The 16,448-nt window shown below is 64.2% G+C and carries 14 protein-coding genes; 6 read left to right on the top strand and 8 right to left on the bottom strand.

Features of this window, described 5'->3' with window-relative positions; translation table 11 throughout:
• The 3 genes from ENZ74_RS04840 to ENZ74_RS04830 all read right to left on the bottom strand — a co-directional run.
• Nucleotides 1–688, bottom strand: a 688-nt coding sequence (locus ENZ74_RS04840) for a glucoamylase family protein (RefSeq protein WP_281059700.1), incomplete at its 3' end; no start/stop codon positions are given.
• Nucleotides 689–831: 143 nt separating this feature from the next.
• A complete protein-coding gene (locus tag ENZ74_RS04835; protein ID WP_013528140.1) occupies nt 832–1,584 on the bottom strand; it encodes an SDR family NAD(P)-dependent oxidoreductase in 753 nt (250 codons plus the stop codon).
• 136 nt (nt 1,585–1,720) lie between these two features.
• Nucleotides 1,721–2,530, bottom strand: coding sequence for an IclR family transcriptional regulator (locus tag ENZ74_RS04830; RefSeq protein ID WP_013528139.1), 810 nt, complete (start codon nt 2,528–2,530; stop codon nt 1,721–1,723).
• Nucleotides 2,531–2,716: 186 nt separating this feature from the next.
• On the opposite strand from ENZ74_RS04830, the gene ENZ74_RS04825 reads away from it, so the two are divergent.
• The 5 genes from ENZ74_RS04825 to ENZ74_RS04805 are packed head-to-tail and all read left to right on the top strand — an operon-like array spanning nt 2,717 to nt 7,987.
• Nucleotides 2,717–3,730: an ABC transporter permease gene (locus ENZ74_RS04825; protein ID WP_063169870.1), complete on the top strand. Its 1,014-nt coding sequence runs from the start codon at nt 2,717–2,719 to the stop codon at nt 3,728–3,730.
• On the top strand, nt 3,727–4,572 hold the full coding sequence (locus tag ENZ74_RS04820) for an ABC transporter permease (protein ID WP_024501859.1): 846 nt from the start codon (nt 3,727–3,729) through the stop codon (nt 4,570–4,572). Before ENZ74_RS04825 ends, ENZ74_RS04820 begins: the two co-directional genes overlap by 4 nt.
• A gap of 3 nt (nt 4,573–4,575) precedes the next feature.
• The gene (locus ENZ74_RS04815; RefSeq protein WP_082826631.1) at nt 4,576–5,652 is read left to right on the top strand and encodes an ABC transporter ATP-binding protein; all 1,077 of its coding nucleotides are present in this window, start codon (nt 4,576–4,578) and stop codon (nt 5,650–5,652) included.
• Entirely contained in the window at nt 5,649–6,680 is a 1,032-nt protein-coding gene (locus tag ENZ74_RS04810; RefSeq protein WP_013528135.1) for a dipeptide ABC transporter ATP-binding protein, read from the top strand. Before ENZ74_RS04815 ends, ENZ74_RS04810 begins: the two co-directional genes overlap by 4 nt.
• Before the next feature lie 35 nt (nt 6,681–6,715).
• A complete protein-coding gene (locus ENZ74_RS04805; RefSeq protein WP_063170445.1) occupies nt 6,716–7,987 on the top strand; it encodes a CaiB/BaiF CoA-transferase family protein in 1,272 nt (423 codons plus the stop codon).
• Nucleotides 7,988–8,150: 163 nt separating this feature from the next.
• Here ENZ74_RS04805 and ENZ74_RS04800 read toward each other — a convergent pair whose 3' ends face one another.
• Both ENZ74_RS04800 and otnK read right to left on the bottom strand, forming a co-directional pair.
• Complete coding sequence (locus ENZ74_RS04800; protein WP_063170446.1) at nt 8,151–8,789, bottom strand: class II aldolase/adducin family protein; 639 nt, start codon at nt 8,787–8,789, stop codon at nt 8,151–8,153.
• On the bottom strand, nt 8,789–10,141 hold the full coding sequence (gene otnK / locus ENZ74_RS04795; RefSeq protein ID WP_063169871.1) for a 3-oxo-tetronate kinase: 1,353 nt from the start codon (nt 10,139–10,141) through the stop codon (nt 8,789–8,791). Before otnK ends, ENZ74_RS04800 begins: the two co-directional genes overlap by 1 nt.
• A gap of 131 nt (nt 10,142–10,272) precedes the next feature.
• On the opposite strand from otnK, the gene ENZ74_RS04790 reads away from it, so the two are divergent.
• Nucleotides 10,273–11,010: a GntR family transcriptional regulator gene (locus ENZ74_RS04790; protein WP_013528131.1), complete on the top strand. Its 738-nt coding sequence runs from the start codon at nt 10,273–10,275 to the stop codon at nt 11,008–11,010.
• A 33-nt stretch (nt 11,011–11,043) separates the two neighbouring features.
• On the opposite strand, the gene ENZ74_RS04785 is transcribed toward ENZ74_RS04790, so the two are convergent.
• The 3 genes from ENZ74_RS04785 to ENZ74_RS04775 all read right to left on the bottom strand — a co-directional run bounded on the left by ENZ74_RS04785 (nt 11,044) and on the right by ENZ74_RS04775 (nt 16,218).
• Nucleotides 11,044–12,273, bottom strand: a complete 1,230-nt coding sequence (locus ENZ74_RS04785) for an aminotransferase class III-fold pyridoxal phosphate-dependent enzyme (RefSeq protein WP_082826632.1) — start codon at nt 12,271–12,273, stop codon at nt 11,044–11,046.
• A gap of 119 nt (nt 12,274–12,392) precedes the next feature.
• Nucleotides 12,393–13,955, bottom strand: coding sequence for an ABC transporter substrate-binding protein (locus ENZ74_RS04780; protein ID WP_164747171.1), 1,563 nt, complete (start codon nt 13,953–13,955; stop codon nt 12,393–12,395).
• Between the two features lie 88 nt (nt 13,956–14,043).
• Nucleotides 14,044–16,218: an alpha-ketoacid dehydrogenase subunit alpha/beta gene (locus tag ENZ74_RS04775; protein ID WP_063169872.1), complete on the bottom strand. Its 2,175-nt coding sequence runs from the start codon at nt 16,216–16,218 to the stop codon at nt 14,044–14,046.
• Between the last annotated feature and the right edge of the window lie 230 nt (nt 16,219–16,448).

The raw sequence follows: 16,448 nt of genomic DNA, 5'->3' as shown, positions 1-16,448 counted from the left end.
GCACGTCGTAGCCGTAGATGTTTTCCCACTGATAGGTCGCCGTCCAGCCCTCGTAGCTGTTATCCGAGGTTGGACTGTCAGGCGAGGCCATCGACAGCACGTAGAGGATCGTCGCTTCGTTGTAGCCCTCCCAGCCATAGTGCAGAAAGCCGCTCTTTGGCTTCCAGCCTTGCCGCAGGGTCGGGCTTGAACCTTGTGCCCACCGCCAGTCGACGCGCCGGTAGAGCGCCTCGGCCAGTTGGCGGATTTCGGCTTCCTCGTCATCGTCACCGGAGAAATAAGCGCTCGCCACCAGCATGCCTGATATCAGCAACGCCGTATCCACCATCGACAGTTCGCAGCGCCAGACGCGCAGGCCGGTCCGCATATCGAGGAAGTGGTAGTAAAAACCCTTATGGCCGGTGACGTCGTCGCTATTGCCTTGCCGGCTGGTCGAGAAGAAACGCAGCGCGGCCAGCGTCAGCTTCGCGGCGGCATCGCGCGTCATCCAGCCGCGCTCGACGCCGATCGGATAGCTGGACAGCGCGAAGCCGACGACAGCGATGCTGGCCGGCGAATTCGGCCGCGATGTGTCCGCGACCAGTCCGTTTTCGGGGTTCACGTTATCGAGGAAATAATCGAAGGCGGCGCGCTGATAGCGGTCCAGAAGCTCATCGTCGGACAGTGCGGCAGATTCGGCTCTAAGCAAAAGTAGCAAACTCCCGCCTGACGGCTGCATTCCGTGTCATGGTTCCCGCTACCTTGTCGCGACTTGTCGCTTCGAGGCGTCCAACTATACGCCCGCATGCTCCGTCCGTTGCACCGTCACGTGGAATTGAGATTCGTTCTGCCTCAGTAGGTGGCGCGGCCGCCGGAAACGTCGAACACGGCGGCCGTCGTGAACGAACACTCTTCCGAGGCGATCCAGCAGATCAGCGCCGCCACCTCGTCGACCTCGCCAAAGCGCGCCATCGGTATCTTGGACAGCATGAAGTCGATGTGCTCCTGGCTCATCTGCTTGAAGATCGCGGTGCGCACGGCCGCCGGCGTGACGCAATTGACCGTCACCCCGGTCTTGGCCAGTTCCTTGCCGAGCGACTTGGTCAGGCCGATCACCGCGGCCTTGGACGTGCTGTAGGCGGAGGCGTTGGGATTGCCTTCCTTGCCGGCGATCGAGGCGATGTTGACGATGCGGCCATAGTTGCGCTCGAGCATGTGCGGCACGAGCGCCTTGTTGCAGTAGAAGACGCCGTTGATGTTGATGTCGATGACCTTCTGCCAATCTTCCGCCGAATAGTTCCAGGTCGTCATGTTCGGCCCGGTGATCGCCGCGCTGGTGACCAGGATATCGACACCGCCAAGCGCTTCGAGCGTTGACCGGGCAGCGCGCTCCACGCCTGCGGCATCGGCAACGTCGATAGCGATGCCGTGAAGACTGGGGATGACGGCCTTGGCCTGTTCGATCTGGGCGGGATCGCGATCCCAGACCGAAACCCGTCCGCCTTCTTCGACAATCCTCTGCGCCACCGCCAGACCAATGCCCGATGCGCCACCGGTGATGACCGCCACCCGGTCGCTGAACCGTCCTGCAAAATTCATCGGCATCCGATCTCCCCCCGTCACCCGAACCCGATGGACTGACAACGCGAGCGCCATGCCATCGGCGGCGACTGTGCTGCCCCCACCAGGCAAGTTCAAGCCGGCATGCAGCCCGATCGTCTGGGCCAATCCCGTGCCGGGATTACACGGGAATTCCCTCGAGTTGGTCGCCCAGTGCTTTCACCATCGCCACCAGCGCCGGTCCGATCTCGGCATGCGCGCGGTCCTCGGTGATGATCTCGCCGATGCCGCCGCAGGTGATGGCAACCAGCGGCGAGCCGTCACGCGGGCGGAACGGCACGCCGACTGCATGGATGTAGCTGTGCCAGGCGCCGAACGACGTCACATAGCCCTGGCGTGCATATTGGGCGATCGCATCGTCGATCGCCGCCGCGATCATCGCTGCCTTGTCCGGCTCCGCCTCCTGCAAAGCCCGTACAAGGCTGACGCGCTCCTCGGGTGAAAGGGCCGCCGCATAGGCCAGCCCCATCGATGTCTTCCAGATCGGCAGATAGGAGCCCGGGTTGAGCCGCAGCGTGACAAGGCTCTCCGACCGGCAATTGGCGAGATACACCATGTTGAGGCTGTCGCGCGTGCCGAGCGCCACCGCCGCCCCCGTCAAATCGGCCAGCGGCTGCATCAGCGGCCGGGCGACGTGCACGACGGCGCTTGAACTGAGCGCCGAATAGCCGAGCGCCACGGTAGCCGACCCCAGGCTGTAGCGGCCGAGATCCTTGTCGTACAGGAGGTAGCCGAGCGCGCTCAGCGTATAGGTGATGCGCGACACCGTGGCTTTGGGCAGGCCGGTGCGGGCAATGATGTCCTGGTTGCCGAGCGAGGCGTCGCCCGGCCGAAAGGCGCGCAGGATGCCGAGCCCGCGCACCAGCGACGACGAAAGCTGTGCGCCTTCGCCTTCAAGCTCCGTCTCGTCCCTGGTGGCTCGCTTGCGCACGCTGAGGTCTTTCTGGCGTCGTCGTCCGCCTGTCGGGCCGGTGACGTCGGCACTGTCGATCAAAAATGAAATTAAATTCCATTTATATTGACAGCGGCTTTCGCGGGCTGTCAATATGTTTCCGTCGATGGCATGTCCCAGCGCCTTGTGCCATCTTACAAAGCCCCTCCTTGTGAAGGTAGCCACGTGTCTCGCTATATTTTGCGCCGGCTTATCGCAATGCCGTTTCTGGTGCTCGGCATCGTCACCATCGCCTTCCTGATCACCACGGTGACCAAGGGGGATCCGCTGACCGCGATTGTCGCCGAACAGCAGATGAGCAACCCCGAAGTGGTGGCCGCCGCCAAGACGCGTTGGGGTCTCGATCGTCCTTTGCCGGAACGCTATATGATATATCTTGGTAATCTGCTGAGCGGCGATCTTGGCACCTCTTTCATCACCAAGCGCAATGTCGGCACCGACATTCTCTACCGCTTGCCGGCAACGCTCGAACTGGTTTTCGCCGCGATGATCTTCGGCACCACGCTCGGCATCGTGCTTGGTGTGCTGGCCGCCTATTTCCGCAACAGCCTGATCGACCATGGCGCGCGGCTGTTCGCCTTGTTCGGCTCTTCGCTGCCGGTGTTCTGGTCGGGGCTCGGCCTGTTGTTCATCTTCTCCGTCATGCTGAACTGGTTGCCGGGGCCGGGCAGGGTCGATGCCCGCTTGGCATTGCCGCCCGGCATCACCGGCTTCCTGACCATCGATTCGCTTCTGGCTGGCGACTGGACCGTCCTCAAGGACGCGCTCTGGCACCTGCTTCTGCCGGCCTTCGTCCTCGGCTGGACGGTTTCGGGCACCATATCGCGGCTGGTGCGCGCCAACATGCTTGATGTGATGAGCCGCGAGTTCGTGCTCACCGCGCGCGCCAAGGGGGCGAGCGAATTCCGCGTCGTCATCGTCCATGCGCTGCGCAACACCATGGTGCCGACCCTGACCGTCATCGGCTATTCCTTCGCCTATCTGATCACCGGCGCGGTGCTGACCGAAACCATCTTCTCCTGGCCGGGCATGGGATCCTATGCCGTGGAGGCAGCGCGTGCGCTCGACTTCCCGGCGATCATCGGCGTCACCATCGTCGGTGGTCTCGCCTTCCTGGTCACCAACCTTATCACCGACATACTCTATGTCGTGGCCAATCCGCGCGTGAGGTTGAGCTGATGGCAGTCGTCGTCACCAAGTCCCGCTCCTCGACGGTTCCCGAATGGCTGACCGCGCCATTGGTCATCGGCACGGTCGTCATCCTGTTCTGGCTGTTCATGACCGTATTCGCCAACCTGGTCGTGCAGTTCGATCCGCTCGAAATGGTCGCACGCCGGCTTCAGGCGCCAAGCTGGGCGCATTGGCTGGGTACCGACGCACTCGGCCGCGATGTGCTGGCCCGCACTCTGCACGGGGCCGCGCATTCGCTGCCGATCGCGGTTCTGGTCGTCGTCTCTGCAGTGATCATAGGCTCGCTGCTCGGCGCCATTTCCGGCTTCGTCGGCGGATTGACCGGCGCGGCGATCATGCGGCTTGTTGACGTCACTCTGTCCTTTCCGCCGATGCTGCTGGCCATGGCCGTCGCGGCGTCGCTCGGACCAGGCCTCGGCAATGCCGCCATAGCCATGGTGCTCGTCTGGTGGCCCGTCTACGCCCGGCTGATGCGGGCGCAGGTATTGGAGGTGAAGGAGCGCGAGCATGTCGAGGCGGCAATCGCCGCCGGCGCCAGGCCGCGGCGCGTGCTGTTCACGCACATATTGCCGCTTTGCTGGACCCCGGTGCTGATCAGCGCAACCATGGATCTCGGCCAGGTCGTGCTGCTTGCCGCGTCGCTCAGCTTCATCGGCCTCGGCGCCACGCCGCCGACACCCGAATGGGGCTCGATGATCTCCGATGGCGCCGTTCATTTCTATCAATGGTGGATCGCCTTCGGTCCCGGCGTCGCCATCCTCACCATCGTGCTCGGCTTTAACTTCATAGGCGACGGCTTGCGCGACATTCTCGATCCAAGGTCGGACTAGGCGATGAGCGCACAGATTTCCTCAGCGCCACCGGGCGCAGTCGACAAGGTGGGCGAGCGCGAGCCGCTGCTGTCCATACGCGGTCTGCGGGTCGGATTCCGCAAGGCCGGCAGTCAGTTCGAAGCGGTTCGCGGGATCGACCTCGACGTCGCCAAGGGCGAAGTGGTCGGCATTGTCGGTGAGTCCGGCTCGGGCAAGTCCGTCGGCATGCTCGCCGCGCTCGGCCTCACGTCAAAGAACGCGGTGGTCACCGGCTCGGTCCGCTTCAACGGCGACGAACTGGTCGGCAAACCGGCGCGCGAGATGCGCAAGATCAGGGGCGCGCGCATCGCCATGATTTTTCAGGACCCGCTGTCCTCGCTCAATCCGGTGATGACCGTCGGCGCCCAGATTGCCGAGGCGGTCAGGCTGCATCAGCGCGTGACACGCAAACAGGCGATGACGCGCGCGGTCGAATTGCTCCATCTGGTGGCGATCCCGCAGCCGGAGCGCCGGGTCAACCAGTATCCGCATGAATTCTCCGGCGGCATGCGCCAACGCGCGGTGATCGCCATGGCCGTCGCCAACGATCCTGACCTGTTGATTGCCGACGAACCGACCACGGCGCTCGATGTCACGGTGCAGGCACAGATCCTGGCCGTGCTGCGCTCGCTGCAGGAACGGCTCGGCCTCGGCCTGGTGCTGATCACCCATGATCTCGGCGTCGTCGCCGGCCATGCCGACCGCGTCGCGGTCGTCTATTCCGGCCGTGTCGTCGAACAGGCAGGCGTATCCGAGCTGTTCGCCGATCCGCGCCATCCTTACACGCGTGGCCTGATCGCCTCGATCCCCAACCTCGAGGAAAGCCGCGAGCGGCTGTTCTCGATCGACGGTTCGCCGCCCGCACTTGGGCGCTTGCCGGGCGGCTGCGCCTTCCATCCGCGCTGCATTTATGCCGCGGCACGCTGCCGGACCGAGGACCCGCCTTTGCACGATGTCGGCGGCCGGTTCTCGGCCTGTCATTTCGCGACGACCTTGCCGCCCTTCCACAGTGCTGTGCTGGCGGCGGCGAGCCTGGACAGTGGAGACGTGGCCTCATGAGCGCAGCGGAGCAACTCCAGGCGGAAACCAAACCGGCGGCTGCGCTTTCTGTTCGCCATCTCGTCAAGGACTTTCCGGTTCGCGGCGGCCTCGTCTTCGACCGTGCCGTTGCCCATGTCCGTGCGGTCGCCGATGTCTCGTTCGACGTAGCACCGGGCGAAACGCTGGGTCTGGTCGGTGAATCCGGTTGCGGCAAGTCGACCCTCGGGCGCTGCCTGATGCGGCTGATCGAGCCGACCAGCGGCGAAAGCTGGTTCCGTGGCCAGAACCTGCTCGCGCTCAATCACGAAGACATGCGCCTGATGCGGCGCTACATCCAGCTCGTCTTCCAGGATCCCTACGGGTCGCTGCATCCGCGCATGCGCATTGCCGACAACATCGCCGAGCCGCTGCGCATGAGCGACATGTCGGCGACCGACCGCCGCGCGCGCGTCGCCGAATTGCTCGAACTGGTGCGGCTCAATCCCGAGCATGGCAAGCGCTATCCGCACGAACTGTCCGGCGGCCAGCGCCAGCGCGTCGTCATTGCCCGCGCGCTGGCACTCAATCCGCAAGTGGTGATCCTCGACGAGCCGGTTTCGGCCCTCGACGTTTCGGTGCAGGCCGGCGTGCTCAATTTGCTCAAGGACATCCAGCAATCCTTCGGCACCTCCTATCTGTTCATCGCGCATGATCTGTCCGTCGTGCGCCACATCTCGCATCAGGTGGCGGTGATGTATCTCGGCAAGATCGTCGAGATCGCGCCGGCGGCCGAACTCTATTCGAGGGCGCTGCATCCCTACACCCAGGCGCTGCTGTCGGCGGTGCCGCTCGCCAATCCCGAGAAGGAGCGCAAGCGCGAGCGCATCGTGCTGAGCGGCGATGTGCCGAGCCCGCTCAACCCGCCATCCGGCTGCCGCTTCCGCACGCGCTGCTTCAAGGCGCAGGCGATCTGCGCTGCCGTCGAACCGCCGCTCGATCCGGCCGGTGGTTCGCATCGGGTCGCCTGCCATTTCCCGGAGCCGGTCAACACTTTCAGGGCTGTCTGAGTAGCCTGCCGAATTCACCCGAAGGAATTTTGATCGTGACTGAGGACCATTCCGCGAATGCCGGTACGGCAGAACCCGCGCGCTTGCCGCTCGAAGGCATCAAGGTTCTCGATCTCTCGCGTGTGCTGGCCGGGCCGTGGGCAACGATGAGCCTTGCCGATCTCGGCGCCGAGATCTGGAAGATCGAGAACATCGACGGCGGCGACGACACCAGGGCGTGGTCGGTGCCGAGCTACAAGGGTGTCTCGACCTACTATCTCTGCGCCAATCGCGGCAAGCAGAGCATCGCGCTCGACATGAAAAGCCCGCAGGGGTTGGCGATCGTGCGCGAGCTGGCGGCGAAGGCCGACATCGTCGTCGAGAATTTCCGCTCAGGTACCGCCGATAGGCTCGGCGTCGGTTTCAAGGAGCTCAGCGCGTCAAATCCGCGGCTGATCTACTGTTCGATCTCCGGCTACGGCCAGACCGGGCCCGATGCCGGACGGCCCGGCTATGATTTCGTCATGCAGGCCGAAAGCGGCCTCATGGCCATCACCGGCGAGAGCAATGGCGAACCGATGCGTGTCGGCGTCGCCATCACCGATATCGTCTGCGGCATGGTCGCCACGCAGTCGATCCTGGCGGCGCTTTACGAGCGCGCGACGACCGGCAAGGGCCAGTTCCTCGACCTGTCGCTGATCGACTGCGCGCTCAGCCTGCTGATCAATGTCGGCAGCGGTTACCTTAACACCGGCCAAGAGGTCGCCCGCTACGGCAATGCCCATCCGACGGTCGTTCCCTATCAGATATTCGAAGCCTCCGATGGCAGCTTTGCGCTGGCGGTCGGCAATGACCGCCAGTTCGCGGCGCTGTGCGAGAAGGTCGTTGATCTGCCACATCTGGCTGGGGATTCGCGCTTCATCAAAGCAGGGGCGCGCGCCACCAACCGTGAGGCGCTGATCCCGCAACTAGCCGCCGTCTTCAAGACCAAGCCACGTGACCACTGGATGGCCACCTGTGCCGCCGCCAGCGTGCCGGCCGGCACGGTAAAATCGATACCGGAAGTCTTCGACAGTCCCAATGTGCGCGAGCGTGGCCTCGTCCAGACCTTGCCGCATCCGCATCTCGGCTCCGTCGCCATGGTGCGCCCGGCGCAGGGACTTGCCGCGCAGCTGACCGCGGACTTCACCGCGCCGCCGATGCTGGGCCAGGACACAGCGGCCGTGCTGGCCGACGTGCTCGGCTATAGCGCCGAGATCATCGACCAGCTGATCGGCACCGGCGCCATCGGCGTCTATACGCCGGCCGCCGAACCGATCCCCGCCTGATCTTCATGGAGCTTGACGGGCCTTCGTCTCGCATTTGCAGGTCGACTGAATGGTTCTTCAACAGGGCGAAGAGCCGTTCCTTGTTTTGGGGCAATCCCCTGGGGAAAGCGCTATGCGCTTTTCCCGGGAAACCGCTTCACCTTTTCTGGAATTGCTCGGCCGGCTACTTCTGCTGGCCGTAATTCTTGTAGCGCCCGCGAATGGCGGGGATCTCGCTGCCCTCGATGAGCACCGGCGTGCCGGCGCTGCGCGCCAAAAGGTACTGCCGCGCCAGGGTTTCCAGCTTGATGGTGCGGATGAGCGCCGTGTCGAGATCGCCGCCGAAGGCGATCATGCCATGATTGGCGAGCAGGCAAGCCGTGCGGTCCTTGAGCGCGACGACGGCAACCTTGGCCAGTTCGCTTGACGCGAAAAGCGCATAGTCCGAGCAGCGCACATCATCGCCGCCGAAGCCCGCCACCATGTAGTGGAACAGTGGCAGCGGTTCACGCAGGCACGACAGCGCCACGCAATGGTCGGGATGGGCATGCACGACGGCGCCGGCCTCGGGAAACGCCTTGTAGATTTCGGCGTGCATCTCCCATTCGCTCGACGGCCGGAACGCAGCGTCCCAGGATCCATCGAGCTGCATCGCCACCATTTGCTCCGGCCGCAAGGCGCTTGTGGCTATTCCCGTCGGCGTGATCAGCATGCCGCCTGTCGTGCGCACGCTGATGTTTCCGGTGGTGCCGACATTCATCCCGCTGGCGTCCAGCGTCTGCGTCGTGGTGATCAGGCTCGTGCGTTCGATTTCGAGTTCCATCACGATGCTCTCCTTGCCGGTGGCCATGTGTCGATCGCCGGCGCAATAGTGCTCGGCCGTGTCATGTCTTGCAGAACGTCGGTGAAGATATCGGGGCCGCCGAGCTTTCCCGATTTCAGCATCAGCGCCAGCGGATCGGAGGGCCGGCCGGGGAGGTGAGCGATGGCGCGCGACAGTCCGGGGCCCTCATAGGCGCCCATGGCGATCCGGTCGATGCCGAGCGCCTTCACCACCGAACCGGCGGTCTCGCCGCCGGCGACGACGAGCCGGCGGACGCCGAGTTCGCGCACCAGAATCTGGGCAATCCCGGCCAGGATCTCTTCCGCCCTTGCCGCCACCATATCGCGGCCATGCGCCTGCTGCAGCGCTTCGACGGTCGCTTGCGGCGCTGTCGTAGCAATGGCGATCATCGCGCCGGGCAAATGCCGTTGGGCGAAGGTACGCGCTTCGGCCATGACATCGGCGCCGGCAAAGGCGCTGGCAAGGTCAATCGTCAGCAGTGGATTGTTTTGCGCAAAACGCTCGAGCTGTTCGATGGTGCGGTCGGCGACGCTGCCGGCCAGCACCGCTGCCGGCCCTTCGACGGCCGGCAGGCTGGCGGCAACGAGATCGCCTGAATCCAGCAGCCCATGCGTGAGCCAGGCCGGTGGCAGATGCGCGGCGACTGAGGAATTGCCGGTCATCAGCGGCAGGTCGAAGGTGGCTTCCGCGATCGCCGCCAGATCGCGCTCGCGGATGGTGTCGGTGACCAGCAGCGTCTCGCCGCGCCTGCTTTGCTCTCCTATAGCGCTCCGGATGGCTCCAGCGCCGGCGTCGACGACGAGATAGGGCACCAGCCCGACCTTGCCCCTGCTCTGCGCCTGCAGCACGCGAACCAGATTGGAATCGGTCATCGGCGTCAGCGGATCGAAGCGCTTGGGCGACTCAGCAAGCAGCTGGGGACCGCCGAACATATGCCCCTGATAGACGGTGCGCCCAGTCTCACACAGCGCGGGGGCGAACAGTGTGACGCCGCCGCCAAGGCGCTCGAGCAGCGCTTCGGCGCAAGGACCGATATTGCCCGCGGGCGTCGAATCGAAGGTGGCGCAATATTTGAAGAAGATCTGCCGCGCGCCAGCTTCGACCAGCCGGTCCGCGGCCTCCAGCACCTGGCGCACCGCATCGCTGGCTGCGATGACGCGGGTCTTCAGCAGGATCACATGGGCAAGATTGCCTGATGGGATCGGCGCGTCCAGCCCGACCGTGCATCCCGTCGGAATGCCGCGCGCGACCAGCATCGACGCCAGCTCGGTGCCGCCGGTCAGATCGTCGGCAATGGCGCCGAACAGCAAGGAAGGCATCGACGCGGTCATGCGGCCCGTCTCATGTCTGCCGGTTTCGGGGCGGCTTGTCTCATGTCGGTGGTCAGGCCATTCGTGGTATCATATACACAAGCCACGCGACGCAGGCGACGCCTGCGCTGTTGCAAGAACGGAGAGCGGATGTGACTGCTTCTATCGCGCCGATCGCGCGCGACAATCTGACGACGCGTGTCTATGAGGAGCTTCGCCGTGCCATGATGGAAGGCCGTTTCTGGCCGGGCCATCGCTTCAAGATCCGCGACCTTGCCGCCAGCCTTCAGGTGTCTGAGACGCCGGTGCGCGAGGCGCTGATGCAGTTGGTGCGCGAAAAAGGCCTGGAGATGGAGGCCGGCCGTTCGATCACCGTCGCCCAGCTGTCGCTGGCTCAGTATCTGGAACTGCGCAGCATCAGGCTGCATCTCGAAGGCATGGCGGGTGCCGCGGCAACGACGCGCATCGAGCCGCGCGAGATCGACCGTCTGGCGGCGGTGCATGAGAAACTCATTGCGAACGAGGACAATGGCCGCTGGTTCGAAGCCGTCCGCGACAATTGGGAATTCCATCACTCCATCTACCAGGCGGCGCAAATGCCGGAGCTGCTGGCCATCATTGAGGGAATCTGGCTGCGCAACGGACCGCTGGTGAACTACCAGTACCCTCACGCCCGGCCGACCTATGACGGCCGCCACCGGCATCTCGACATTCTTGAAGCGCTGCGGGCGCGCGACGAGAACGGTGTGCGCAAGGGCATTCAGCAGGACATGATCGAAGGCGGCCGCCTGCTGGTCAAGGTTCTCGAACGGCTGAACGACGGCGCGGTCACGCCGGAGGAACTGCGCCGCGCTGCGCAGAACGGCCGACTGGTGTCGGCCACCGGCTGAACAGTTTGTTCCTTTCCACCGCATTGGCGCCGGTCACGCCACCTGCGCCGCGGCGGCCATGCCCGCATCGGCAGCCTGCAGGGCGAGATCTATATCTTTTGCGGTGTGCGCAGCACTCAGGAACATGTTGTGCCGGGGATGGAAATAAGCGCCTTCGCGCAAGGCGGCCGAGCAGAATGCGTTGGCTAGCTTGAATTCGGCATCGCCGTCGAACAGCACCATCGGCATCGACACCGGACCTGTCTGTCGCAGCGAAAGACCATGCTTCTTCGCTGCAGCATCGAGGCCTGAGCGCAGCCTGTCGCCGGCCTGTGTCATGTGGGTGACGGCGTCGGTATCGCGCAGCGTGCTGATGGTAGCGATCGCCGCGGCCATTGCGACGGCGCCGTACCAGAAAGAACCCGTCACATAGACCTTGGTCGCGGCTTCGCGAAACCGGTCGGTGCCTGCGATGGCGGCCAGCGGATAGCCATTGGCGATCGCCTTCGAGAAGGCGGACAGGTCCGGCCGTACGCCGAGCGGCTCCCAGCTGCCGGCGAGGTCGATGCGGAAGCCGGCGCGCACATCGTCGACGATCAATGCCGCATCGGCAGCGGTGGTGAGTTCGCGCGCCCGTTTGGCGAAGGCGGCGGTCGGCAGTTCCTGGTCGCGGGCGATGTCGTGCCGGAAGGCAGTGACGACGACAGCAGCGAGATCGTTGCCGGCCTGCTCGACGGCCACTTCGAGGCTGGCGACGTCATTGTAGTCGAAATGGATCAGATGGGCGCGGTCCTCGGCGGTGACGCCGGCCAGCGATGGCGTGCACCACGGCACGGCACCGTGGTAGGAGCCGCGCGCGACCAGCACCTTGCGTCGGCCGGTGCCGGCGCGCGCGATCGTCACGCAGGCCGTGGTGGCGTCGGTGCCGTTCTTCTGCAGCATTGCCCAGTCGGCATGCGCGACCGTCTTGACCAGCAGCTCCGCCAGTTCGACCAATACCTCGCCGGGGCCGTTCATCGCATCGCCGAGGCGACGCTGCCGGGCGGCAGCCTCTTCGACTGCTTGATGATGGTGGCCGAGAATGTTGGGCCCCCAACTGCACATCAGGTCGATGTATTCGTGCCCGTCGACGTCCCAGACCCGGCAGCCGTCGGCGCGTTCGAAGAATTGTGGATAGGCGGAGCCGAGATAGCGCGTCGCCATGTGTCCCCACATGCCGCCCGGAATGACCGAGGCCGCACGCTCGCGCAGCAACTGGTCCTTGGAGTTGATCAGGGAAGGCATGACGAGGTCTCCGCTCATTGATATATCATATATTGAATTTGATGTTGGAAGAACAGGATTTGCTGGCCTTCCGGGATGGAGAACAGGGAGGCGACTGTCGCCTCCCCGTATTGTTTTGCTCAGTGGCTGAGTTCTGCCAGCGGCAGGTTGCAGCAGGCGCTGTAGCGCACGCCCTTGACGTCCGACTTGTAGGCCAGGATCAGGTTCGGGCTGATCAGCGGCAGGATGATCCTGTCCTTGATCATCTCCTCGCCGGCCTGGTGCCACAGCTTGGCGGCCTCGTCGCCGCTTGCCGCAAGGGCTGCCTTGTAGATATCCGCTTCCTTCGGGTTGAGCACCGACGGGTCGCGCTCCGCGCCGGCACGGCGCGACCAAGGGCTGCCCTTCGTCATTGCGAAATAGTCGATGTATTGCGAGGTGCCGTAATAGTCCGGCGCGTAGAACACCGCCGTCATCGGGATGCCGTCGCCATTGACGCGCTCGCGCCAATTGGCGAAGGGGATCGGCTGCAGGTCGAGCTTGATGTTGATCTTGGCCAGATCCTGCTGGACCTTCTGCATCAAGAGCGAGAGATCGACGCCGTAGACGTTCATGCCGGGGAACGCTGCCTCCATCTCGAAGCCGTCGGCGTGTCCGGCCTTGGCCAGAAGTTCCTTTGCCTTGGCAACGTCATAGGGCTGCGCCTCGAAGCCCGAACCGCCGGGGAAGCCGAGCGGGATCGGCGCGCTGATCAGCTGACCCTCGGAGCCGATGGTGAAGTCGAGGATAGCAGGACGGTCGAGACCGAGCGAAATGGCCTCGCGCACTTCGGGCGTCAGCGGCACCTTGTTGGCCTTGGCGCCGGGCGACAGCGCCACATAGATGAAGTTGTAGGACGGCACGGTCTCGATCTTGACGTCGCTGCCGGTCATCGTCTTGGCCGTGTCCGGGTCGATCTGCATGGCGATATCGGCGGTGCCGCTCTGCAGCATCTGCGCCTGCGCCACCGCATCCTTGGTCTGGCGTATGACGACTTCGCTCAGCGCCGGCGCCGTGCGCCAGTACTTGTCGTTGCGCGCCAGCCGCAGTTCCGAATTGGGCTCATAGGATTTCAGCACGAACGGCGCGCTGCCGGCCGAATGGGCCAGGAACCAGGCCTCGGCATTGTCTGTCGTCGAGGCGTCCGCATCGGCCTTGGCGCCGGCTTCGGAAGCAACCTTGCTGTTGACGACCGCTGCGTAGGGCGCCGCCGCGATGTTGAGGAATTCGGAGCTCGGCGCGACCATCTTGACGACGACCGTATGCGCGTCCGGAGTCTCGATCGAGGCGACATTGTCCATCAGGAACGAGGCGCTGCCCTTGAGGTTCTTCAGCCGCTCCCAGGACCATTTGACGTCCTTGGCTTCGACAGGCGAACCGTCCGAGAATTTGGCGGCCGGGTCGAGCGTGAAGGTGAAGCTGCTCTGGTCGGCATTGCCTTCCCACTTCGAGGCGAGCAGCGGGATCAGCTTGTTGTCCTTGTCCAGCGTCAGCAGCGATTCGTAGACGCTGGAATTGTAGATCTGGCAGGTGTCGCAGAAGGCGCGGTGCGGATCGAGCGAATTGAGGTCGATGTTACGCGCAATGACCAGCGGCTTGCTGTCCTGCGCGAAGGTGGCAGGCGCCCAGAAGGCGCTGGTGGCCAGCAGCACGGCCGCCAGCATCGTCGCCCTGGTCTTGGCTCTTGGTAGGATCGTCATGTCCATTTCATTCTCCCATTTTCTTGTCAGATCTTTGTGGCAATGCGTTGCTCTATCCACCCACGGCAATGAGGGATTGAAGCGCGGCCTTGAGCTTATCAGCGCCGCCCAGTGCGGCGCGGTTGAGCGGGGCCGATACGACGGGAGCCGAGAGGCTTCCCGTCACATGCAGGATCTCGTGATCGAGATAGTCGAACACGCGATCCTGAATCTCTTGTGTCAGCCGTCCGCCAAGCGACAGTCCACGCTGCACCTGCTCGACGACGGCCACCCGGTTGGTCTTGCGGATCGAGGCCTCCACCAGCGGCCAGTCGAGCCCGGTCGGGTCGAGGCTGCGCAGATCGATGATCTCGGCATCGACGCCGGTCTCCTCGACCACCTGCTTGGCGACGGCGACCATGCTGGCACTGGTGAGCAAGGTGCAGGCACTGCCCGGCCTGACGGTTTTCGCCTTGCCGAGTCGCACGCAATAATCGCGGTCATCCGCAGGCACAGGCCCTTCGCTCGGGAACAGTTCGACATGCTCGATGACGACGACCGGATCGTCGCATTTCAGCGCCGAATTCATCAGGCCGATATAGTCGAAGGGCGTCGTCGGGGCGACGATGCGCCAGCCGGGAAACAGCGCGAACAGGCCAGACGGATCGCCCGAATGCTGCGAGCCGTAGCCGGTGTGCGGCGAGACGCGCACCCGGATCACGATCGGCACCGGGAAGCCGCCGCCGAACATGTGGCGCACCTTGCTGACCGCATTGAACAGCTGGTCGGCGGCAACCAGGCAGAAATCGCCGAACATGATCTCGACGATAGGCCGCAGCCCGCAAAGCGCTGCACCCAGCGCCACGCCGACAAAACCGTTCTCGGCGATGGGCATTGCCAGTACACGCTCCGGCCAGCGTTCCAGCGCACCCTTTGTGGCGCCCGAAACGCCGCCGCGCAGCCGGTGCACATCCTCGCCCATGATAATGATGCGCGAATCCTTTTCCATGGCGCGCGCAATCACCTCGGACGCGGCAACCATGAACTTGACCGGCCTGGTGTCGGCTGGCGGCATATCCTCGATCTCGAGGAAACGCTCGCCCTTCAGTTCGGAAAGATCACCGCGTATCTGGTTGTCGACGCCGCCTGGGTCTGGCCACAGATGGTCGGGAATGCCCAGCGCGTTGCCACTCATTTCGGTGAGCGAATCGGCAGCGGTGTTGACCACCTCCATGACGCGCTGGTCGAGTGTGCCGAGGTCGGAAGCGTTCAAAATGCCCATCGTCTTCAGGCGAGCCGCCATCGTGACCAGCGGATCGCGCGCTTTCCAGGCGTCTTCCTCGGCCCGCGTGCGGTAGCCGAATTCGCTACCCGGGCGCGCGCCGCTCTGATGCAGGAAGCGGTAGCAAAGCGCCTCGACCAGCACCGGGCCACCGTCTTCCTCGATCGCCCGGCGCGCCTCGCGCATGGCATGGTGGACCGCCACCACATCCATGCCGTCGCATTCGATGCCGCGAAAGCCGAGCATAGGTCCGCGCGAGGCCAGCCGCGTCTCGCGCGTCTGCTCGTTGATGTGCGTCGAGACGGCATAGAGATTGTTTTCGGCGAAAAAGATCACCGGCAGCCGGTAGAGCGCGGCGATGTTCATCGCCTCATAGGCCGGCCCCGCCATCATCGTGCCGTCGCCGAAAAAGGCGACCGAGATGTTGCCGGTACCGAGCAGCTTGTCGGCCAGCGCATAGCCGGCCGCATGCGGCAGGTTGCCGCCAATGATCGCGCTGGTGCCAGGGATGCCGGAGGCATCGTCGCGCATATGCATCGAGCCGCCACGGCCGCCGCAATAGCCTGACTTGAGGCCCATGATCTCGGCCATCAAGCCGCGCACCGAGCCCTGCATGTCCGGGTTGAAAGCGTCATGCAACGGGTCGAATCCGCCGGGCGTCTGCGCGTTGACAAGCTTGGCCAAGACCTGGTGATGGGCGCGGTGGGTGCCGTTGATGCGGTCGCCCGTACCGAGCACGGACATGGCGCCGACCGCCGTCGCCTCTTGTCCGATGCTGGCATGCGCCGGACCATGCACCAGCCCGGCATTGGCGAGATCGAGCACTTTTTCCTCGAAACGGCGGATGAGCAGCATCTGCTGATACCAGCGCACCAGGCTCGAAACCTCGGCGTCGTTCCAGTCCGAATCGTCGACGTCGAGCCGCAACCAGGGCGCCGATGGCTGGATCGATGTCTGCTGGACCATGTCAGCTATTTCCGTTCTGGTAGATGATATATCAAATATTTTCTCAGTCGATTGCGTCCGGGCACTTTTCCTGGGCACTGCACTGGCTTGCGGGCACCGCACAAATGGAATTAAATTTCATTTTCTGTGCGAAGCCGAGACTAAGCCGGGACGGCGGCGTTCCGCAAGAGGAATTTTGAAGCCAGTTTTAGAGCCATTCCGGCGACAAGCACCCTGCACCAATTCACGGA

The sequence above is a fragment of the Mesorhizobium sp. M7A.F.Ca.CA.002.15.2.1 genome, from assembly GCF_003998715.1.
GTDB lineage: Bacteria > Pseudomonadota > Alphaproteobacteria > Rhizobiales > Rhizobiaceae > Mesorhizobium > Mesorhizobium ciceri.
Note: the sequence above shows the minus strand (reverse complement) of the source record. Positions and strands in the feature narration are given on the sequence as shown.

Bases quoted from the DNA above. Each gene is read 5' to 3' on its own strand.
- ENZ74_RS04835 (WP_013528140.1), bottom strand. From the start codon at position 1,584: ATGCCGATGAATTTTGCAGGACGGTTCAGCGACCGGGTGGCGGTCATC.
- ENZ74_RS04815 (WP_082826631.1), top strand. From the start codon at position 4,576: ATGAGCGCACAGATTTCCTCAGCGCCACCGGGCGCAGTCGACAAGGTG.
- ENZ74_RS04810 (WP_013528135.1), top strand. From the start codon at position 5,649: ATGAGCGCAGCGGAGCAACTCCAGGCGGAAACCAAACCGGCGGCTGCG.
- ENZ74_RS04800 (WP_063170446.1), bottom strand. From the start codon at position 8,789: ATGGAACTCGAAATCGAACGCACGAGCCTGATCACCACGACGCAGACG.
- otnK (WP_063169871.1), bottom strand. From the start codon at position 10,141: ATGACCGCGTCGATGCCTTCCTTGCTGTTCGGCGCCATTGCCGACGAT.
- ENZ74_RS04785 (WP_082826632.1), bottom strand. From the start codon at position 12,273: ATGCCTTCCCTGATCAACTCCAAGGACCAGTTGCTGCGCGAGCGTGCG.
- ENZ74_RS04780 (WP_164747171.1), bottom strand. From the start codon at position 13,955: ATGCTGGCGGCCGTGCTGCTGGCCACCAGCGCCTTCTGGGCGCCTGCC.
- ENZ74_RS04775 (WP_063169872.1), bottom strand. From the start codon at position 16,218: ATGGTCCAGCAGACATCGATCCAGCCATCGGCGCCCTGGTTGCGGCTC.